This window comes from Streptomyces sp. NPDC015139, assembly GCF_043079785.1.
Lineage (GTDB): Bacteria > Actinomycetota > Actinomycetes > Streptomycetales > Streptomycetaceae > Streptomyces > Streptomyces albidocamelliae.
Map to the genome: position 1 here is coordinate 390,189 of NZ_JBIBUW010000006.1, position 19,769 is coordinate 409,957.

The 19,769-nt window shown below is 72.8% G+C and carries 15 protein-coding genes; 9 read left to right on the forward strand and 6 right to left on the reverse strand.

What is annotated here, in order from left to right; translation table 11 throughout:
- Positions 1-14 precede the first annotated feature (14 nt).
- On the forward strand, positions 15-1,511 hold the full coding sequence (locus ACF08B_RS19360; RefSeq protein ID WP_392318454.1) for an MFS transporter: 1,497 nt from the start codon (positions 15-17) through the stop codon (positions 1,509-1,511).
- A 69-nt stretch (positions 1,512-1,580) separates the two neighbouring features.
- Here the strand turns inward: ACF08B_RS19360 and ACF08B_RS19365 are convergent, their stop codons facing one another.
- Positions 1,581-2,387: a LysR family transcriptional regulator substrate-binding protein gene (locus tag ACF08B_RS19365; protein WP_392318455.1), complete on the reverse strand. Its 807-nt coding sequence runs from the start codon at positions 2,385-2,387 to the stop codon at positions 1,581-1,583.
- Between the two features lie 58 nt (positions 2,388-2,445).
- On the opposite strand from ACF08B_RS19365, the gene ACF08B_RS19370 reads away from it, so the two are divergent.
- Both ACF08B_RS19370 and ACF08B_RS19375 read left to right on the forward strand, forming a co-directional pair.
- Positions 2,446-2,841 carry a DUF5997 family protein gene (locus ACF08B_RS19370; RefSeq protein WP_392318456.1) on the forward strand — a complete coding sequence of 132 codons (396 nt, stop codon included), beginning with the start codon at positions 2,446-2,448 and terminating at the stop codon, positions 2,839-2,841.
- A gap of 318 nt (positions 2,842-3,159) precedes the next feature.
- On the forward strand, positions 3,160-3,951 hold the full coding sequence (locus ACF08B_RS19375; protein WP_392318457.1) for a LuxR C-terminal-related transcriptional regulator: 792 nt from the start codon (positions 3,160-3,162) through the stop codon (positions 3,949-3,951).
- A 39-nt stretch (positions 3,952-3,990) separates the two neighbouring features.
- Here ACF08B_RS19375 and ACF08B_RS19380 read toward each other — a convergent pair whose 3' ends face one another.
- Positions 3,991-4,413, reverse strand: a complete 423-nt coding sequence (locus ACF08B_RS19380; protein WP_392318458.1) for a secondary thiamine-phosphate synthase enzyme YjbQ — start codon at positions 4,411-4,413, stop codon at positions 3,991-3,993.
- Between the two features lie 123 nt (positions 4,414-4,536).
- Between ACF08B_RS19380 and ACF08B_RS19385 the strand changes: the two genes are divergently transcribed.
- Complete coding sequence (locus ACF08B_RS19385) at positions 4,537-5,616, forward strand: NAD(P)-binding domain-containing protein (protein ID WP_392318459.1); 1,080 nt, start codon at positions 4,537-4,539, stop codon at positions 5,614-5,616.
- 12 nt (positions 5,617-5,628) lie between these two features.
- On the opposite strand, the gene mltG is transcribed toward ACF08B_RS19385, so the two are convergent.
- The gene (gene mltG, locus ACF08B_RS19390) at positions 5,629-6,531 is read right to left on the reverse strand and encodes an endolytic transglycosylase MltG (protein WP_392318460.1); all 903 of its coding nucleotides are present in this window, start codon (positions 6,529-6,531) and stop codon (positions 5,629-5,631) included.
- A 76-nt stretch (positions 6,532-6,607) separates the two neighbouring features.
- Positions 6,608-8,419, reverse strand: coding sequence for an ABC transporter ATP-binding protein (locus ACF08B_RS19395; protein ID WP_392318461.1), 1,812 nt, complete (start codon positions 8,417-8,419; stop codon positions 6,608-6,610).
- A gap of 114 nt (positions 8,420-8,533) precedes the next feature.
- Between ACF08B_RS19395 and ACF08B_RS19400 the strand changes: the two genes are divergently transcribed.
- Positions 8,534-8,983 carry a MarR family winged helix-turn-helix transcriptional regulator gene (locus ACF08B_RS19400; protein ID WP_392318462.1) on the forward strand — a complete coding sequence of 150 codons (450 nt, stop codon included), beginning with the start codon at positions 8,534-8,536 and terminating at the stop codon, positions 8,981-8,983.
- A gap of 62 nt (positions 8,984-9,045) precedes the next feature.
- Here ACF08B_RS19400 and ACF08B_RS19405 read toward each other — a convergent pair whose 3' ends face one another.
- Positions 9,046-10,656 (reverse strand): peptide-N4-asparagine amidase, encoded by a 1,611-nt coding sequence (locus ACF08B_RS19405; RefSeq protein ID WP_392318463.1) that lies wholly within the window; start codon positions 10,654-10,656, stop codon positions 9,046-9,048.
- 446 nt (positions 10,657-11,102) lie between these two features.
- Here ACF08B_RS19405 and ACF08B_RS19410 point away from each other — a divergent pair, with 446 nt between their 5' ends.
- Positions 11,103-12,431: a M1 family metallopeptidase gene (locus tag ACF08B_RS19410; protein ID WP_392318569.1), complete on the forward strand. Its 1,329-nt coding sequence runs from the start codon at positions 11,103-11,105 to the stop codon at positions 12,429-12,431.
- Between the two features lie 160 nt (positions 12,432-12,591).
- Complete coding sequence (locus tag ACF08B_RS19415) at positions 12,592-14,604, forward strand: N-acetylmuramoyl-L-alanine amidase (protein WP_392318464.1); 2,013 nt, start codon at positions 12,592-12,594, stop codon at positions 14,602-14,604.
- Here ACF08B_RS19415 and ACF08B_RS19420 read toward each other — a convergent pair.
- A complete protein-coding gene (locus ACF08B_RS19420; protein WP_392318570.1) occupies positions 14,601-15,317 on the reverse strand; it encodes a hypothetical protein in 717 nt (238 codons plus the stop codon). The two genes, ACF08B_RS19415 and ACF08B_RS19420, sit on opposite strands and share 4 nt — an antisense overlap.
- Before the next feature lie 255 nt (positions 15,318-15,572).
- Here ACF08B_RS19420 and ACF08B_RS19425 point away from each other — a divergent pair, with 255 nt between their 5' ends.
- Both ACF08B_RS19425 and ACF08B_RS19430 read left to right on the forward strand, forming a co-directional pair.
- A complete protein-coding gene (locus tag ACF08B_RS19425; RefSeq protein WP_392318465.1) occupies positions 15,573-17,432 on the forward strand; it encodes an ABC transporter transmembrane domain-containing protein in 1,860 nt (619 codons plus the stop codon).
- Positions 17,429-19,210, forward strand: a complete 1,782-nt coding sequence (locus tag ACF08B_RS19430) for an ABC transporter ATP-binding protein (protein ID WP_392318466.1) — start codon at positions 17,429-17,431, stop codon at positions 19,208-19,210. Before ACF08B_RS19425 ends, ACF08B_RS19430 begins: the two co-directional genes overlap by 4 nt.
- Positions 19,211-19,769: the final 559 nt, after the last annotated feature.

The window sequence follows — 19,769 nt, forward strand, 5'->3', positions numbered from 1 at the left end:
CTTAGCGTGACCACATGACCACAGTCCAGGCCCGGCCCGCCGCCGACGACCGGCGGTGGAAGGCGCTCGCGGTCTGTCTCGCGGCGGGCTTCATCTCGCTGCTCGACACCTCGATCGTGAACGTGGCGCTGCCCTCCATGGAGCGCGGGCTCGGGGCGTCCGAGGCCGCCCAGTCATGGGTCGTCTCCGGCTACGCCCTCACCTTCGGACTCGCCCTGGTCCCGGCCGGCCGGCTGGGCGACATGCACGGTCGGCGGCAGGCCTTCCTGTTCGGGCTCGCCCTGTTCACGGTGGCCTCCGCGGCCTGCGGGCTCGCCGCCGGCCCCTCCTGGCTGGTGCTGTTCCGGCTGGTGCAGGGCGCGGCGGCGGGCATGGTCGCGCCGCAGACCTCGGGGCTGATCCAGCAGATGTTCCAGGGCTCGGAGCGGGCGAAGGCGTTCGGGCTGCTCGGCAGCGTCATCGGGGTGTCGACGGCGGTGGGCCCGCTGGCGGGCGGTCTGCTGATCGACGCGGTCGGCACCGACGACGGCTGGCGCTGGGTGTTCTTCGTGAACCTGCCGATCGGGGTGGCCGCCTTCACGGCCGGCCTGCGGCTGCTGCCGCGCTTCCCCGCGTCGCCCGGAAAGCGTGAGACGTTCGACCTGTTCGGCGTACTGCTCCTCGGCTGCGGTGTCCTCGCGCTCATGCTCCCGCTGGTGCAGGAGCAGCAGTGGACCGGGCGGGAGAAGTGGACGATGATGCCGGTCGGCGCGCTGCTGCTGGGCGCGTTCTGGGCGTGGGAGAAGCGGCAGGGCCGGCGCGGGCGTGCCCCGCTGGTCGACCTGGCGCTGTTCTCCCTGCGGTCGTTCACGCTCGGCGCGCTGATCAGCCTGACCTACTTCGCCGGCTTCACCACGGTCTTCTTCGTCTACACCCTGTACCTGCAGAACAGCCTCGGATACAGCGCGCTCGCGGCCGGTCTGACCGTCCTGCCCTTCGCCGCCGCGTCGGCGGTCGGGGCCGCCCTCGGAGGCCGGCTGGTGGTGCGCTTCGGCCGCAAACTGGTCGTGCTGGGGCTGAGCGGGGTGGCACTGGGGCTGCTCGGAGTCGTGGCCGCGGTGCGACTGGTGCCCGGCGACGGCGTGGGATGGGCGTCGGCGCTGCCGATGCTGATCGGCGGCATCGGCTCCGGGCTGACCGTCTCCCCGAACACGACCCTGACCCTCACCCGTGTTCCCGTGCAACGTGCCGGTGCGGCGGGCGGCGTCCTCCAGACGGGCCAGCGCGTCGGTTCCGCGGCCGGTATCGCCGTGGTGGGCGCGGTGTACTTCGCGCAGATGGCCAATCACGGCAGCCCGGACACGGCGATCCAGCTCGGTCTGCTCACCGCCGTGGGTCTCATCGTGATCGCACTCGCACTGGCCGTCGCCGACCTGCGGGAACGGGAGGTGCACCCCGAACCGGAGAGGGCGGCCGAGCCGGCCCGATCCGAGGAGGGCGGGACCGAGGAAAGGGTCGCACGCGGCTCGTGAGCACCGGGCCCTGCCGGGAGACCGGCGGACCCGCTGAGAGGCCAGGGCCCCGCCGGGCGACCGGGGACCTCACGACCTGCGGCGCGGCTTCCCTCGTTTGGCCGGCTTCCCGCTCCCCGTCCCCGAGCGGCCGCGCACGGTGCGGCCAGCCGACTTCGCGCCCGCGCTCTTCCCGCCGGCGGACTTCGCGGAGCCCGGCTTCTTCTGCCGGGCGCCCGCCGGCTCCTGCCCCTGGCGCTGCTGCCCGGCCTCGGTCTTCGCCGCCCCACGGCCCCGCGTGCTGTTGACCGTGCGGCCGCGGACGATGCCGATGAACTCCTCCACCAGATCGGTGGTGGCCTCCTCCGGCCAGGACAGGGCGACACTCGACCGAGGGCCGTCGACCACCGGACGGTAGGTGAGGTCACGGCGGTGGTGCAGGCGGGCGAGCGACTGCGGGACGACCAGGAGGCCGATGTTCGCCGCCACCAGTTCGATCGCGTCCGCCGTGGTCGCGGGCCGCTCGAAGGCCGGCTCACCGGGCGGACCGTCCCAGTCGAAGACGTCGTCGAGGGGGTGGAGGAGCACCTCTTCGACGAGGTCGGCGAGGCTGACCTCCTCCACCGCGGTGATCAGGTGGTCCTTGGGGACGACCACCACCGTGGTCTCGGTGTAGAGGGGGATCGCGCTGAAGAACGTACGGTCCACGGGGAGCCGTACGAGCCCCGCGTCGGCCTCCTGGGAGCGCAGCAGCTCGTGCGCCTCGGCGACGGGTGCCTGGACGAGGGTGAGCGGGACGCCGGGCAGGCGCTCGTTCCAGACCTTCACCCATTTGGCGGGCGTCACTCCGGGAACGTACGCGAGCCGGAACGACGGTGATTCCTCCGAGCCTGTCACCAGGCCAGGCTACCGGCCGTGGTCGGGCGGCCCGCACTCGGCCGATACCCTTGACCCCATGAGTTCGCAGCAGAGCACCCAGACGATGAAGCCCGCGACCGCGGCGAAGAAGCTGGGTGTGTACCTCCCCGCCACCCCCGCCGCCTTCCAGGAGGGTGTGGTCTCGCGCGCCGAGCTGAACGAGCTCCAGGCCGACCCGCCCGAGTGGCTGCGCGAGCTGCGAGCCAACGGCCCCCACCCGCGCCCCGTGGTCGCCGCCAAGCTGGGCGTGTCCATCGCCGGTCTCGCGCGCGGCGGCGTCACCGAGGCGCTGACCACCGAGCAGATCGAGGCGCTCAAGCAGGAGCGCCCGGAGTGGCTGGAGAAGGAGCGCGCCACCCAGGCGGAGGTCCGCAAGGAGGCGGCGCGCATCAAGGCGAGGGACGCGGAGCGTGCCGAGGACGAGCGTCACTGACCTCGCCGCACCGACGGTCCCGTCGGAGCCTTCACTTCGCACGCCCCCGTCGCCGACCGCACGGCGATGGGGGCGTCGGCGTCCGACGGACAGGGCGTTCGGCGGGTAGGAGGAAGGACAGGCGGCGCCGAGTGGGCCGTCCCGGACGTGGCAGGGGACGGGCCGCCGTTCCCCCGTGTCGGCGGCCCGTCGGACGAGCGTCCGGGCAGGCCGGCGTCGCCGCGTCGAAGTCTGCACCCCGTCAGGGCGGCGGCGGTATGCGTACAACTGCGTACGCTGCCGGCGAGGACCCGGACCCGAGGCGACCGGAGAGGACACGTGGGGCTGGAGAAGGCCTACGAGCGGCTGACGGCCGTCGCCGTCGCGGCGCTGCACGAACGGGACCCCGTGCGTCTGTGGCCGATGCTCGCCGGCGCCCTGGCCGAACTGTGCGGTGGTGAGGCGGTCATCCACAAGCTGGACGACTGGAGCGAGCAACGGGGCAGGATCGGCACCGCACCCGATGCCGCCGCCGTCGAACTGGACCGGCTGGACGAGTCGGACGTGCGGCTTCTTCGCGCGGGCTTCCCCTTCGCCCGGCACTACGCGGCCGGGACGGGACGGGTGCCGGTCTCCGCCCTTCGGGCCGCCGGCGCCGGCTGGCCGGGCAGCCCGACGGCGCGCCTGCTCGGCGACGTCCTGGACGTGGACCATGTGCTGGGGGTGCCGCTGCCGGACAGCACGACTCCCGTCACCGGGTGCCTCGTGTACCGCTCCGGTGCGGATTTCAGCGACGACCACCTCGTCATGGCCGAACGTGCGCAGCCGCTGCTGGCCGCGGTGGAGCGGCAGCGGCTCCTGCTGGAGGAGTGGCGGCGGGCGCTCGGCCCGCGGGGCGCGCCGGACGAGCGGGCGGCGCAGAGCACGCTGACGCCGCGCGAGACCACGGTCCTGGTCCTGCTCGCCGGCACGCTCACCGCGGACGCCATCGGCCGCCGCCTCGGCATCTCGGCCCGCACCGTGCACAAGCACGTCGAGAACATCTACCGCAAGCTGGGCACCCGCGACCGGGTGGGCACGGTGCTCCGCGCCCAGCGTCTCGGCCTGCTCCGCTCCCCCGGCCCGCTCTGAACCCGAACCGGTCCCGGACGGGCCGGGCGTGAGGGTCCGTCAGCCCAGGAAGCTCAGCCGTACCCGGCGTTCGGGGTTGTCCTTGTTGGTGTCCACCAGGCACACCGACTGCCAGGTGCCGAGCTCCAGGCGTCCGCCGATCACCGGGAGGGTGGCGTGGGGCGGGACGAAGGCCGGCAGGACGTGGTCGCGGCCGTGGCCGGGGCTGCCGTGCCGGTGCTGCCAGCGGTCGTCGGCCGGGAGCAGGGTGTGCAGCGCCGCGAGGAGGTCGTCGTCGCTGCCGGCGCCCGTCTCGATGACGGCGATACCGGCGGTGGCGTGCGGGACGAAGATGTTGAGCAGGCCGTCGCGGCCTGCCGCCGCCTCCCGCAGGAACTCCTCGCAGTCTCCGGTGAGATCGACGACGCGTTCCCGGGAGCCGGTGGAGACGTTCAGCGTTCGGGTGGTGAAGGCATCGGACATGCCACCATCCTGGCCCATGCGCCGGTTTTCACACCCCGCGGCACGATCGATTCCCAGCGGCTCGCGACGAGCGGGGGCCCGCCCGGCGGGAAGATCCGCGCGCGGCTCCCTGTTGCAGGGAGCGTGAACGCGACACGCGAGGTCGAGGTAGTCGTCATCGGCGCCGGTCAGGCCGGCCTGGCCGCCGCCTACCACCTGCGGCGCACCGGGTTCGAGCCCGACCGCGACTTCGTGGTGCTGGACCACTCCCCCGGTCCGGGCGGTGCCTGGCAGTTCCGGTGGCCGTCGCTGACGTACGGCAAGGTGCACGGCATGCACGCGCTGCCCGGCATGGAACTGACGGACGCCGACCCGGCACGGCCCTCCGCCGAGGTCGTCCGTGAGTACTTCGACCGGTACGAGCGCACCTTCGACCTGCGGGTACGGCGGCCGGTGGACGTGCGGGCGGTGCGCGAGGGAGGCGGCGGCCGGCTGCTCGTGGAGACCTCGGAGGGCGTCTGGTCGACGCGGGCGCTGATCAACGCGACGGGCACCTGGGACCGGCCGTTCTGGCCGCGCTACCCGGGTCAGGAGACGTTCCGCGGAAGGCAGTTGCACACCGCGCAGTACGCCGGTCCCGAGGAGTTCGCCGGGCTGCGGGTCGTGGTGGTGGGCGGTGGCGCCTCCGGCACCCAGCACCTGCTGGAGCTGGCCCCGTACGCGGCCGCGACGACCTGGGTGACCCGGCGGCCGCCGGTGTTCCGCGAGGGCCCGTTCGACCAGGAGGCGGGGCGCGCGGCGGTCGCGCTGGTGGAGGAGCGGGTGCGGCGGGGTCTGCCGCCGCGCAGTGTGGTCTCCGTCACCGGGCTGCCCCTCAACGAAGCCGTCCGGCAGGGCCTCGCCAGCGGTGTCCTGGACCGCCGGCCCATGTTCGACCGGATCACCCCGGACGGGGTGGAGTGGGACGACGGCCGGCGCGTGGACGCCGATGTGATCCTGTGGGCCACCGGATTCCGGGCCGCGTTGGAGCACCTCGTTCCGCTGCGGCTGCGCGAGCCGGGCGGCGGTATCCGTGTGGAGGGAACCCGCGCGGTGGCCGATCCGCGGATCCACCTTGTGGGTTACGGCCCCTCGGCGAGCACGATCGGCGCGAACCGGGCCGGGCGCGCGGCCGTACGGGACATCAGGCGGCTGCTGGCCGAGGACGAGCCGGTCGCCGCGTGACGTCCCGCCGGCTCAGCGGAGCGGCGGCTGGGAGGAGGCCGCGGACGGCAACGGGCTCCCGCTGGGCGTCGGCGCGGGCGCGGCGCTCTGGTGCAGCGCGTTGAACTCGGCCACGTTGCGCAGGTGTGTGGCGTAGTCGGCGGTGAAGCGGGTGTCCCCCGGCTTGACGGTGACGAAGTACAGCCAGTCGCCCGACGGCGGGTTGTACGCGGCGCGCATGGCTTCCTCGCCGGGGTTGTCGATCGGCGTCGGCGGCAGCCCCATGCGCTGGTAGGAGTTGTACGGGCTCTCGACGCGGGTGTCGTCCTCGGTCGTGTGCACGGTGATGCGGTTCATCGCGTAGTTGATGGTGGAGTCCATCTGCAACGGCATGCCCTGGTTCAGCCGGTTGAAGATGACCCGTGCGACCTTACCCATGTCCGCCTTCGTGGCGGCCTCGGCCTGGATGATGCTGGCGATGGTGACGGCCTGGTAGAGGTTGATCGAGGTGCGCTGCGCCCCGGCGGCCACCGGCGCCGCCTCGAACCGCTTGCCGGCGGTGTGGACCATGGACCGCAGCAGGGACTCGGGGGTCGTCCCCTTCGGCAGCGGATAGGTCGCCGGGAAGAGATAGCCCTCCGGGTTGCCTCCGGCTTCGCCCGGCAAGGGAAGGCGGGCCTTGCCGATGGTCTTGCTGGTAGTGCCCGCAGGTAGTTTCAGGGCTTTGTCGACGGCGTCGTACACCTGGCTCGCGCGCCAGCCCTCCGGGACGATCAGGGTGGGGGGCTTCGCCACCACCTTGTGACCGCCCTTCGCCGTCAGCAGCGGCACCGCCACGGCGGTGCCGGCGACGACGGCGCCGGCCGCCACGACGAGAGCGAATCTGCCCCGGCGTGTCAGTCGGATCCTGCCCCGTGGCGAAGTGTTCGTCTGCATGCGGGCACGGTAGTACGTATATCGTCACAAACCCGGCATATGTTCAGTTTGTCGACGGCTGCGTCAGCTTGACGGTTCAGCCCGCCGGTTCCAGTTGCGCGTCCCGGCGCACCAGGGCGGCGTAGCGCCCGTCCAGTTCGAGCAGTTCCTCGTGCGTGCCCCGCTCGGCGACCCGTCCGGAGTCGAGCACCACGATCTGGTCCGCGGCGCGGACGGTGGACAGGCGGTGGGCGATGGTCACCGTGGTCCGGTCGGCGGACAGCGCGTCGATGGCGTCCTGGACGGCCGCCTCCGTACGGGTGTCGAGTGCGCTGGTGGCCTCGTCGAGGATGAGGACCGGCGGGTCGCGCAGGATGGTGCGGGCTATGGCGAGGCGCTGTTTCTCGCCTCCGGAGAAGCGGTGGCCGCGTTCGCCGACGACGGTGTCGTAGCCGTCGGGCAGCGCGGCGATGTGGTCGTGGATCTGTGCGGCCGCGGCCGCGGCGTACAACTCCTCGTCGGTGGCGTCCGGTTTGGCGAAGCGGAGGTTGTCGGCGACCGAGGCGTGGAAGAGGTACGTCTCCTGGGAGACGACGCCGACCGCGCGGGCGAGGGTGTCGAAGTCGAGGTCGCGGACGTCGACCCCGTCGAGGGTGACCCGGCCGCCGGTGACGTCGTAGAGGCGGGGCACCAGATAGCCGAGGGTGGACTTGCCGGCGCCGGTCGGGCCGACCACGGCGAGGCTGCCCCCGGCGGGCACGGTGACGTCGATGCCGTCGAGGATCGGACGTGCCGTCTCGTCGCCGGCGTCGTAGCGGAACTCGATCCGCTCGAAGCGGACCTCGCCCTTGATGTGGTCGAGGTGGACCGGCTCTTCGCGCTCGGTGATGTCGATGGGCAGGTCCAGGTACTCGAAGATGCGCTGGAACAGCGCGAGCGAGCTCTGGATCTGGACGCCGGTCGCGAGCAGGCTGACGGCCGGACGGAACAGGCCCTGCTGGAGCGAGACGAAGGCGACGATGGTGCCGAGGGAGACCTCGGGGCCGCCGAGCCGGAGGGCCAGTCCCGCGGTCCAGTAGATGACGGCGGGCATCGCGGCCATGACGATCGTGATCACGGCCATGCGCCAGCGCCCCGCCATGTTCGACCTCACCTCGAGGTCGACCAGGCGCTCGGACTCCTCGGCGAAGGACGCGGTCAGCGAGTCGGACCGGCCCATGGTGCGGCCGAGCAGGATGCCGCTGACGGACAGCGACTCGGTGACGGTGGCGGCCATCGCGGCCATCTGTTTCTGCCGCTGGGTGGTGATCTTCTTGCGTTCGTTGCCCACGCGGCGGCTGATCCAGACGAACGCCGGCAGCAGGAGCAGCGAGACGATCGTGAGCCGCCAGTCGAGGGCGACCATCGCGACGATCGTGGCGATCACACTGGTGGCGTTGGAGACCAGGGAGGTGGCGGTGGAGGTGACGGTGGCCTGCATGCCGCCGATGTCGTTGGCGATGCGGGACTGCACCTCGCCGGTGCGGGTGCGGGTGAAGAAGGCGAGCGACATGCGCTGCAGGCGGCCGTAGACCGCGGTGCGCAGGTCGTGCATGACGCGCTGGCCGACGGTCGTCGAGATCAGGGTCTGCAGCACGCCGAAGACGCCGGCGAGCACGGCGCTCACGATCATGCCGAGCGCGAGCAGGCTGAGCAGACCGGTGCGCCCCTGCGGGATCGCGACGTCCAGGGTCTCCTTGAGCAGGAACGGTGTGGCCACCGAGACCAGCGAGGAGGCGCCGACCAGCAGGCCGACGATCGCGAGCCGTCCGCGGTAGGGACGGAAGAGCTTCAGGATGCGGCGCACCTGCCGTGGTTGCTCGGCGGCGTCGGCAGGCGGGGTCCAGTGGGGTTCACGGTCGGGGTGCATGGGCTCCTACGGAGGTGAACGGGCGCCGGCCGGGGTCGGCCGACGATGCCGGAACGGATCGTAGCTCATTGTTACCTATACTCACAATGAACGGCGTCCTGATATTGTTCCCGCATGACGACCCCAGATCCCGACGGTCTGCTCGCCGAGCAGTTGCTGCGGCTGACCCGCCGGGTGCACCGCATCCAGAAACGCCATCTGGAGGAGCGCGAGCTGGGCGTCACCCCGGCCCAGTCCCGGCTGCTGCGCACCCTCGCGCACTACGGCTCACCCCCGCGGATGGCCGACCTCGCCGAGCGCCTGGAGGTCGTCCCCCGTGCGGTGACGACCCTGGTCGACGGGCTGGAGGCGAACGGCAAGGTCCGGCGGGCGCCCGATCCGGCGAACCGGCGCGCGATCCGGATCGAGCTGACGGACGAGGGGCGCGCGACCCTGCGCGAACTGCGCGGCGCGCGCCGCTCGGCGGCCGAGGAGATACTCGCCCCGCTGACGGAGAAGGAGCGCCAGGTGCTCGGCGTACTCCTCGACACGCTGATCGACGGGGGCGCCGCCCACGCCTGCTGACGGCCGCGTCGGCCGGGAGCAGTCGTCGGTGGTGCCGGGCGGCGCGCCCCGTGGCGCCGGGCTCAGCAGCGGCTGCGGTCTTCGGTCAGCACCCCCTGGACGGTGGTCAGCGACCGGTCGTAGCACCCCTCCGAGCCGTACAGCCGATAGCGCTCGGTCGACGTGCCGACCGCGTGCCGCTGGTCGCGCGGGACGTTGAGCGTGTAGGAGGCGTCGCCGCGGTAGGTGTCGTCCAGCCGCGACCGGAGCGTCCGCCGGCCGCCCTCGCGCTCCACGACCGAGGCGCGGTCGCCGAGCGCCAGCACGGTGCGCAGCCGGTCGTCCGTACCGACCGTCGTGGCGCCGTCCATCGTGTACGTCCGCTGCGTGTGCGTGGTCCGCATGGGTCCGTGGCCGCCGACGGTGACGGTCTCGTCGTCTTTCCAGGTCGCGTCGAGTCCGTCGGTGTTCTCCCCTTCCGTCCAGCGGTGCACGGAGGTGTTGGCGAGCGTCCGCGTGACGGTGGTGGTGACGCGGCCGTGCGAGGTGTCGAGGTAGCCGGAGACGGTGAGCCGGTGCCCGGCCCTCGTGTCCACGCGGTTCTCGGAACCGGGCGTGTAGGTGGAGGAGTTGGCGAGGTCCGTCGCCCTGTCACCGGTGAGCGCGCCGGTGACGTGGGCGCGGTGCGCGTCCTGCCAGACGAGTACGTTCACCGGTGCGCTCCAGCCGGACTGCCCGGCGGGTACACCGGCGACGGAGACCTCCACGCGGTGCGGGCGGCCGTCGTTGAGCAGACCGGCGTACGGCGTCAGGTCGTACTCGAGCGGCCGGACGTCGAAGGCGCGGGGCGCCGGAAGCACGTACCAGAGGAAGGGGTTGGACCAGCCGCCGGTCCACACGTTCGGGAACGGGGAGGCGATTCCGGCGAGTTGCCCGTCGACCTTGATCTGCACCTCGCGGTAGGGGCCGTGGTCGGCCTTGCAGGAGTAGGACGCCGGGTCGGCGACGGTCAGGTACCAGAACTCCTCGCAGCCGCCTCCCGACCCGGTCGCGTACACCTCGGCGACGATCCGCTCGCTGTTGCGCGGGGTGGTGAGCGTCGTGCCGTCGGGCGCGTCGGCGAGGGTGAGCACCCGGTCGGGCGCGGGGTCCGCGGGTCGGCCCGCGTAGAAGGTCAGCGTGACGTGCACGTCGATGACACCCGTGTAGGTGTCGTCCACGACGTTGCCGATGAGCATCTCGACGTCCCGCGCGTCACGGAAGGTGTCGCTGTAGCGGGTGACGTCCTTCTCGACGTGCCATTCGATGCCGTCGGGCGAGGGCTCGGGCGTGGAGGTGCGCAGGATCTCCACGCCGCCGACGTGCAGATAGCCGAGCCGGTCGAACTGACGTCCCTTCACCTTGCCGTCCAGGCGCAGGACGACCTTGCTCCAGCGGTCGCCGCAGCCCCGGGGCGGGGAGTACGTGCCGCGGTACGGGGTGAAGTCGCGGAACCGGACGTCGGCGAGGGTGACCTGGCACGACCTGGTGTGCGGGCGGTCGACGGGCGGTGCCGCGGTCACCGGGTCGTGCCAGTCGGTGCCGAACTCGGCGGGCGCGTCCGCCGCTTGGGCGACGGGGGTTCCGGTGCCGAAGAACGTGCTCACCAGAAGGGTCGCCCCGACGAGCATGGACATGACTATCCGTCTTCTCATGGCCGGAGTTCTACGGGGAGTTGACCATCGGACGCAACGAGCAGACCGGCCGAAGAACTCCGCGACGGCACACGGGGCCCGCAGCGCCACCGCGTCGACCGCCGCAGCACTCCCCGTCCGCAGAGCCGCCATGCCCCGCACGGCCGCACACCATCGGGGCAATTGGTGCTATAAGCACACTTGACTGACATAGTGCCGTCATGGAGATCAGCAAGGGGCCCACGGGGTCCGCGCGGCAGGAGTCCCCGCAGAGGCGCCCCCGGATGGTCCTCCGCGGCCGGCGCACGGTCCTCGCCCTCGCCTTCGCGGGCGCCGGCACCCTCACCGGCGCCGCCCTGTTCGCAAACGTCCTCCCGCACGGAACCCACGGCTCGCCCGCTCCCGGTGCGACCGCGTCGGCCGGAGAGGTCCCCTCCCCCGGGGCCCCGGGCATCGGCGACCCGCTGATGCCGCTCGCCGGGAACGGCGGGTACACGGTCCGCCGCTACACGCTCGACTTCGACTGGCGGGCGGTGCGGACGCCGTTCCCCGCAACGGCCACGATCACCGCCACCGCCACCCAGGCCCTGTCCCGGTTCGACCTCGACTTCGCGGGCAACACGCTGCACCGGGTCACCGTCGACGGCGCTCCCGCCACCGCCGTACGCCACGGCGACGAACTCCTGGTCACTCCCGCCAGGCCCATCCCCCACGGCAGCGCCTTCACCGTCCGCGTCGCCTACACCGCCGACCCGAACCAGAGCCGCCACCGCGACGACGCGATCCAGGACTACGGCTGGGTGCCCACGTCCGACGGGACCGTGGTGTACGCGCAGCCCGACGGCGCGAGAATGATCTTCCCGGCCGACGACCATCCGAGCCTGCGGGCGCCCGTCACCTTCCGCATCACCACCCCGTCGGACCTCAGCGCGGTGGCCAACGGCCGGCTCGTCGACAAGGTCCGGCAGGCCGACGGACGGATCCGGTGGACGTACGACTCCGAGCAGCCGATCGCGGCGCAGCTGGTCCAGATGGCGGTGGGCAGATTCACCTTCGTCGACGGCACCGGACCGCGCGGGCTGCCCGTCCGGGACGTGGTCCCGGACGGCCTGGTCGGCGACACCGAGGCGTACCGCTCGCTGACCCCCGGCCACCTGGCCTGGCTGGAGCGGCAGCTCGGCCCGTACCCGTTCCGCCGCTACGGCGTGCTGGTCGGGGACACCGACCAGCCGGTGGCGCTGGAGACGCAGTCGCTGTCCGTCGTCCCGAGGGAGGACCTGCTGGGCGACCGCGTCGACGCCGAACGCAACCTCGTGCACGAGCTGACGCACCATTGGACCGGTGACAGCGTCGCGATCCGCCGCTGGTCCGACCTGTGGCTGAGCGAGGGTCACGCCCGGTTCTACGAGCGGCTGTACTCCGACACCCACGGCGGTCCCGGCCTCGAAGAGGCCATGCGGGCGGCCTACGAGCAGCACGACCAGTGGCGTCACGACGAGGGCGCTCCGGCCGAACCGACGGAGCCGGACCTGTTCAAGGTCATGCGCTACGACGGCTCGGCGCTGGTGCTGTACGCCCTGCGGGAGAAGGTCGGTGACGAGACGTTCGGCAGGATCGAGCGGGCGTGGGTGAGCAGGTACCGGGGCCGGGCGGCCGGCACCCGGGACTTCGTCGCACTCGCCTCCGAGGTCGCGGGCGAGGACCTGACGCCCTTTCTGACGCCTTGGCTGTACGGGCCGCACACCCCGCCGATGCCCGGTCATCCCGACTGGCGGGTGGACCCCGTCGAGGACTGAGCCCGCACGCCGCCGACCGAGTGGCCTCTGCCCTGCCGCTCGGCCAGCGAGGTGACGGTTGGCGCGACGGGGCGCGCCAGGCACGGAAACGTTGCCGGGGTGGCGTCCAGGACAAGTCCCTCTGTCCTGGTGGTGTCGAACATGTCTGGAGAACCGTCCAATGAGAAGACCGGCCGCCCTGCGTGTTCCCAACAGCCTCCGCGAATGCCGTCGAACGGCGTGCGTGATCGCGTCGGCGGCGCTGCTCGCGCCGCTGCTGCTCGTCCCGGTGCTCGGAGACGACGAGGTGCAGGACCGGCTGCTGCAGGACGCCTTCGCGGACGCGGCGCGCGAGTACCACGTGCCCCGCAGCGTGCTCATGAGTGTGTCCTACATGCAGTCGCGATGGGACGCCCACCCGGGCTCCCCGAGCGTCGCGGGCGGCTACGGGCCGATGCACCTGGTCGACGGCGGCAAGGCCCTGCCCCCGGCTGCGGCCGGCGCGCAGGGCAGGGACGGCGCCGGCGCCCGGCCGCCCGTCGGAGCCGCGGGGAACCCCGACGCGGGCCCGGCCGAGTCGCTGCCCGGCCACCGCGTCCAGCCGGCGGACCTGGAACGCGCCGCACGCCTGATCAAGGTCCCGGCGGAGCGCCTGCGGACGGACGCCGCCGCCAACGTGCGTGGCGGCGCGGCACTCCTGGCGGCCACGCAACGCAAGCTCGGCAAGCCCCTCAGCGACAATCCGGCGGACTGGTGGGAGGCGGTCAAGCACTACCCGGGCACCCGTGACATCACCTCGGCGACCGCCTACGCCAACGACGTGTTCGACGTGATCCGCAAGGGCGCGCACCGCACCACCGCCGAGGGACAGGAGGTCAGCCTCGCCGGCAACCCCCGTGTGCGCGTGGCGCGCACACCGGACAAGAAGCGGCCGAAGGAGGTCGAGTGCCCGGCCGACCTCGCCTGCGACTGGCTCAGCGCGCCGTACGTGGAGATCGACGACGACGGCGCGTACGGCAACCACGACCTCGCCGACCGGCCGCGGGACGAGAAGATCGAGTACATCGTCATCCACGACACCGAGTCGTACCTGCCGAACATGTTCAAGACCGTGCAGGACCCGACGGAGGCGTCCTGGCACTACTCGATCAGCTCCAGCGACGGCCACATCACCCAGCACGTCCGCACCAGGGACGAGGCCTGGCACTCCGGCAGCCAGTTCGTGAACGCCCGCTCGATCGGCATCGAGCACGAGGGGTTCCTCACCCACCCCGGCACCTGGTTCACGGAGCAGATGTACCGCTCCTCGGCCCGCCTGGTGCGCTACCTCGCCAAGAAGTACGACGTCCCGCTCGACCGGCAGCACATCTTCGGCCACGACAACGTGCCGTCACCGACCGCGGACAGCATCCCCGACATGCACGACGACCCCGGTCCCTTCTGGGACTGGCGGCACTACTTCGACCTGCTCGGCGCGCCCCTGAAGGCCACGGCCGGGGCGGACAGCGACATGGTGATGATCCTGCCGGACTACGTCTCCTACAAGCCGAGGTTCACCGGGTGCGGCAAGGACGGCGAGCCGTGCCCGCCGCACGGGTCGAGCGCCGTACGGCTGCACACCGAACCGGACGAGAAGGCCCCGCTGATCCAGGACCCGGGCCGCAAGCCGGACGGCGACCCCTCCACGGAGGACGTCAACGACCTCGGATCGCGTGTCTCCGCAGGCCAGACCTATGCCGTCGCCGGGCGCAGCGGCGACTGGACGGCCATCTGGTTCCAGGGGAACAAGGCCTGGTTCAAGAACCCGAAGAAGCACCCGACCGCCGTCGGCGCGGCCGGCCGGATGGTGACGCCGAAGGAGGGACTGGACGAGGTCCCGGTGTTCGGCCGTGCCCTGCCCGAGGAGGACGCCTACCCGGAGGACGTGGAGGAGCCGACCGAGTCGCCGCTCCCCTACCGTTTCCGGGCCGGCCAGCGATACGTGACCCAGGCCCGCGTCGACAGCTCCTACGTCCCGCGGTCGTCCTTCGTCAGCACGCCGAGCCCGGTCGTGAAGGGCCAGGAGGGCTACTACGAGATCCAGTTCGGCCACCGGCTCGGCTACGTCCGGGCGAGCGACGTGGACATCGTGAGCAACAAGTCCGCCGCGGCGGGACCGCCCCCCGCGCAGAAGGGCGGCACGGCGGGACGCTAGGCGGACAGGTCCACCCGGTCCCCCATCACCACGACGGGCTTGCGGGCCGGGTCGAGGGTGCGCAGCAGATGCTCCATGGCCGCCCGGGAGACGCTGACGCAGGCCGAGGTGCCGCTGTGGTGGTCCATGTGCAACCAGATGCTGCCGCCCTTCTCCGCACCCAGGGGGCGGGTGGCGTCCTTCGGCGGGTTGCCCCGGACCCGGTTGTAGTCGATGGCGATGACGTAGTCGAAGTCGTGGTGGTACGCCTTCTTCCAGTAGGCCGGGGCCGCGTAGGCGACCTGGTCCCGGTCGTACGGCAGCTTCGCGCCCGGGTCCGGGAGCACGCCGCCCGCGTCCGAGAGGGTGAACACACCGACCGGGCTGCGCTTGTCGCCCTCGTGATGGTCGGTCGTCCAGCCCTTGCGCCCGTTGTGGGCGGGCCAGCTCGCCTCCTGGTGCCAGCGGCCACCGCGCCGGGTGTACAGCACCACCGTGGATTCGGCCGAGTCCTTGCCCCGGCCGTAGACGGCCACGACCTGGCTCGAGTCCGCGGGGATCTTCCGGTGGAGCCGTTCGCCGACCCCCGGGACACGGGTCGTGTCGCTCGGGTGCGTCGCGTCCCCCGTCGGCCTCTGCGTGCCCCGGCCGCCCGCCCCTGACGCGCCGTCCGCACCGGAGCCCGGACCGCCGCAGGCCGTGGTGGTCGCCAACAGAGTCCCCAGGGCCGCCATCGCGACCGTCACACGCCGCACGCTGTCTATCACCGCCCCATGATGACATCGCGGCTTCGGGCGACGGCCACCTGGCCGGATACGGGCGGATTGCGGGAGTGCCCCAGGAAAACCGGTTGAAATCAACCGCTCGGCGACGCGAACCTTTCACGGCTCGTCACCGCCCGCCGCTCCCCCTGCCCTGCCCTCTTCCGCCTCCCCGCCACGAGCTCCCCCTCGCACGAGCTCCCTTCTGACACGAGCCACTGGGACGTCATGCAGATTCAAGACCTTCCGTATCCCGATCCGGGCGTCCCCGACGCGCGCTCGGGCCCCCGCTTCCTGTGGTGGCTGTGGCGCAACCAGACGGGCGGCCAGCTGAAGGCGCTCGCCTGGGGCCTCCTCCACTTCGTCTCCGTCTCCGCCCTGCCTTTCTGTGTGGGCCTCGCCGTCCAGGCCGTCGTCGACCGCTCCGGCTCCCGGCTGGCCCTGACGGGTGGTCTGATGCTGCTGTGCGGTACGGGCATCGCCGTCGGGGACACCTTCCTGCACCGGGCCGCCGTCACCAACTGGATCACCGCCGCCGCCCGTGTCCAGCAGCTGCTCGCGCGCAAGGCCGCCCACCTGGGATCCGCCCTCACCCGGCGGGTCGCGGCCGGTGAGGTGGTGGCCGTCTCCACCGGTGACGTGGAGAAGATCGGGTGGTTCGTCGAGGCGGTCTCCCGGTTCACCGCCGCGGCGCTCACCGTCGTCGCGGTCTGCGTCGGCCTCCTCGTCTACCAGCCGGCGCTGGGTGTGGTCGTCGCCGTCGGACTGCCCGTCGTCGCGCTCGCGGTGCTGCCGCTGCTGCCCCGGGCGACCCGCCGGGCCGACGAGCAGCGCGAGAAGGCGGGCCGGGCCACGGAACTGGCCTCGGACACCGTCGCGGGGCTGCGCGTGCTGCGCGGTATCGGCGGCGAGGAGCTGTTCCTCGACCGCTACCGCCGGGCCTCCCAGGAGGTACGCCACGCGGCCGTGCGCAGCGCCCGGATGTGGTCGCTGATCTCCGCCGTCCAGGTGCTGCTGCCGGGGCTGCTGATGATCATGGTCGTCTGGCACGGCGTCCATCTGGCCCGCGAGGGCCGGATCACGGTCGGCGAACTCGTCACCGTCTACAGCGCGGTGATGATCCTCAACTATCCGCTGCGGCACTTCGAGGAGATCGCCATGGCGTACTCCTTCTCGCGGCCCTCGGCCAGACGGGCCGCGCGCGTGCTGGCACTGGAACGGTCCACGGCCGCCACCATCGAGGCGGGCCCACGCCCCGACGGTGGCGACGGCACCCGTCCGGACCAACTGCCGGACGGCGACCTGTACGACCCCGACACCGGTCTGCTCGTCCCCGCCGGCCGGCTCACCGCCGTGGTCTGCGGCGACCCGGGCGCGGCCGGCAGGCTCGCGGAGCGGCTGGGCGGCCATCCCGCCGAGCCGGGCCGGCCGGTGCTGCTCGGTGGTGTGCCTCTGGACGAACTCCCCCTGGACACCGCCCGGACCGCCGTCCTCGTCCAGGACAAGGACCCGGTACTGCTCTCCGGTACCTTGCGCGAACTGCTCGACGTGCCCGCCTCCGGAGCCGTCGCCGCGGCGGACGCGCTCGCGGCCGCGCAGTGCCAGGACGTCCTGGACGCGCTGGTGCAGGGGTCGGTGGACGCGGCCGACCCGATGGACGCCCGCATCACGGAGCGCGGCCGCTCCCTCTCCGGGGGCCAGCGCCAGCGACTCGCGCTGGCGAGGTCCCTGATCACCGACCCCGAGGTGCTGGTGCTGGACGAACCGACGTCCGCGGTCGATTCGCACACCGAGGCACGGATCGCCGACGGGCTGCGCCGGCTGCGCTCGGGGCGGACCACGGTGGTCCTCACCTCCTCGCCGCTCCTGCTCGACCGTGCGGACCGGGTCGTCCTGGTCCACGAGGGCGAGGTCGTGGCGACCGGTGTGCACCGCGAACTGGTCGACGGTGAGCCGCGGTACCGGTCCGTGGTGACGCGGGAGACCGACGAGGAGATGGCCGCGGCCGGCGCGGACGCCGGCCTGGCCGACGGGAACGCTCTGCTGGGCGTGCTCGGGGAACTGGAAGAGATCGAGGAGAGCGCATGATCGGCGTTGCGCCGCCGGCGTACGACCCGGCGGCCCCGACGACCGCCACCACCCTGCCCGTCGGCGCGGCCGCGACCGTACGCGCCTACGTCACCGAGCTGTTCCGCAGGCACCGCCGGGCCTTCCTGCTGCTGATCGCCGTCAACACCGTCGCGGTGATCGCCTCCATGGTGGGCCCCTACCTGCTGGGCGGCCTGGTCGAGCGGGTGTCGGACGACGCCCGGGACCTGCATCTGGGGTTCACCGTCGGGCTGTTCGCGCTCGCGCTGGGCGTGCAGGCCGTGTTCGTGCGCCAGGTGCGGCTGCGGGGCGCGATGCTCGGCGAGCGGATGCTCGCCGACCTGCGCGAGGACTTCCTCGTCCGGTCGGTCGGGCTGCCGCCGGGCGTGCTGGAACGGGCGGGTACGGGCGATCTGCTCTCCCGCATCACCACCGACATCGACCGGCTGGCCAACGCCATGCGCGAGGCCGTGCCGCAGCTGGCCATCGGTGCCGTGTGGGCCCTGCTGCTGCTCGGCGGGCTCGTGGTGACGGCACCGCCGCTGGCGGCCGCCGTCCTGGTCGCCGTCCCGGTGCTCGTGGCCGGCTGCCGCTGGTACTTCAAGCGGGCGCCCTCCGGTTACCGCTCCGAGGCCGCCGGGTACGCCGCCGTCGCCGCCGCGCTCGCCGAGACCGTCGACGCGGGCCACACCGTCGACGCGCACCGCCTCGGCGACCGCCGGGTCGCGCTGTCCGAGCGGCGGATCAAGGAGTGGACGGCCTGGGAGCGGTACACCCTCTGGCTGCGGTCCGTGCTCTTCCCGGTGATCAACGCCGTCCACGTCCTCGTGCTCGGCTCGGTCCTGATGGTCGGCGGTGTGTTCGTCCTGCGGGGCTGGATCGGGGTGGGCCAGCTGACGACGGGCGCGCTCGTCGCCCAGATGCTCGTCGACCCGGTGAACCTGATCCTGCGCTGGTACGACGAGGTGCAGGTGGCACAGGTGTCGCTGGCCCGGCTGGTCGGCGTGCGGGACGTCGAGCCGGACGCCGGGGACGCCTCGCTGGCCCCGGCCGGGCGGGACGTGCACGCCGACCGGGTGCACTTCGGCTACCGCCAGGGCGTCGACGTGCTCCGCGAGGTCTCCCTGGCGGTCGCGCCGGGCACCCGGCTGGCCCTCGTCGGACCCTCCGGCGCCGGCAAGTCCACCCTGGGCAGGCTGCTCGCCGGGATCTACGCGCCCCGGGACGGCCGGGTCACCCTGGGCGGCGCCGAGCTGTCCCGCATGCCGGCCGAACGCGTCCGCTCGCACGTCGCCCTGGTCAACCAGGAACACCACGTGTTCGTGGGCTCCCTGCGCGACAACCTCCTGCTGGCCCGCACCGACGCCACGGACGCCGAGCTGTGGGCGGCCCTGGGGGCGGTCGACGCGGACGCCTGGAGCCGGGCCCTGGACGAAGGGCTGGACACGGAGGTCGGCTCCGGCGGCCTGGCGCTCACCCCGGCGCAGGCCCAGCAGATCGCGCTGGCCCGGCTCGTGCTGGCGGACCCGCACACGCTGGTCCTGGACGAGGCGACCTCGCTGCTCGACCCGCGTGCGGCACGCCATCTGGAACGCTCGCTGGCACGGGTGCTGGACGGCCGCACCGTGGTCGCCATCGCCCACCGTCTGCACACCGCCCATGACGCCGACGTGATCGCCGTGGTGGAGAACGGCCGCATCAGCGAGCTGGGCAGCCACGAGGAGCTGGTGACGGCGGACGGCGCCTACGCGGCCCTGTGGCGGTCCTGGCACGGGTGAGAGGGCGGGGGCGGCGGCGCTCGGGGGGCGAGGCCCTGGGGCCGTCGAGGTGCGCGGCTGTGCCGACTGGGCCGGTAGCGGAAGCGGGGTGCCTGGGCGGACCCAGCAGCCGGGGGTGCGGCTGCCCGTGCCGGCGGGCGCCGACCCGGCCGAGCGGTGAGTGCGGGCGCCTTCGCCGGCCGGGCCGCGTCCCCGGTACCGGATGCTCAGGCGGAGCAGGCCGCGACTACGGGTGCCCCGGTCGACGGGACCGGGATCGAGAGACCCGGTACCGGACGAGCCGGCAACGACTGCCCGGCTGGTCCGGAAACTCTGGCGCCCGCACGGACGAGGACCGGAAGCACGACGAGGACCGGAAGCGCACGATCCTGTCTCCCCCGGGCCGGTACCGACCGCGCCCACACCGGCGGTCCGGAGCCGCGCGGGCCCCGCGGTGATGCGGCGGTGGCCCACCGGTCCCGCGAGGGGCGGGAGCTGCGCCCGGGGACGCGGCCGGGGCCCGTGCCGTTGCGCGGTCCCGAGCCGGGGTGGAAGTCTGGAAATCGGCACCGGCGCGGGA

What these genes read in the sequence shown, in the direction of transcription:
- ACF08B_RS19360 (WP_392318454.1), top strand. Translation starts at nt 15, where the DNA reads ATGACCACAGTCCAGGCCCGGCCCGCCGCCGACGACCGGCGGTGGAAG.
- ACF08B_RS19370 (WP_392318456.1), top strand. Translation starts at nt 2,446, where the DNA reads ATGAGTTCGCAGCAGAGCACCCAGACGATGAAGCCCGCGACCGCGGCG.
- ACF08B_RS19380 (WP_392318458.1), bottom strand. Translation starts at nt 4,413, where the DNA reads ATGTCCGATGCCTTCACCACCCGAACGCTGAACGTCTCCACCGGCTCC.
- mltG (WP_392318460.1), bottom strand. Translation starts at nt 6,531, where the DNA reads ATGCAGACGAACACTTCGCCACGGGGCAGGATCCGACTGACACGCCGG.
- ACF08B_RS19395 (WP_392318461.1), bottom strand. Translation starts at nt 8,419, where the DNA reads ATGCACCCCGACCGTGAACCCCACTGGACCCCGCCTGCCGACGCCGCC.
- ACF08B_RS19400 (WP_392318462.1), top strand. Translation starts at nt 8,534, where the DNA reads ATGACGACCCCAGATCCCGACGGTCTGCTCGCCGAGCAGTTGCTGCGG.
- ACF08B_RS19405 (WP_392318463.1), bottom strand. Translation starts at nt 10,656, where the DNA reads ATGAGAAGACGGATAGTCATGTCCATGCTCGTCGGGGCGACCCTTCTG.
- ACF08B_RS19410 (WP_392318569.1), top strand. Translation starts at nt 11,103, where the DNA reads ATGCCGCTCGCCGGGAACGGCGGGTACACGGTCCGCCGCTACACGCTC.
- ACF08B_RS19415 (WP_392318464.1), top strand. Translation starts at nt 12,592, where the DNA reads ATGAGAAGACCGGCCGCCCTGCGTGTTCCCAACAGCCTCCGCGAATGC.
- ACF08B_RS19420 (WP_392318570.1), bottom strand. Translation starts at nt 15,317, where the DNA reads ATGGCGGCCCTGGGGACTCTGTTGGCGACCACCACGGCCTGCGGCGGT.
- ACF08B_RS19425 (WP_392318465.1), top strand. Translation starts at nt 15,573, where the DNA reads ATGCAGATTCAAGACCTTCCGTATCCCGATCCGGGCGTCCCCGACGCG.
- ACF08B_RS19430 (WP_392318466.1), top strand. Translation starts at nt 17,429, where the DNA reads ATGATCGGCGTTGCGCCGCCGGCGTACGACCCGGCGGCCCCGACGACC.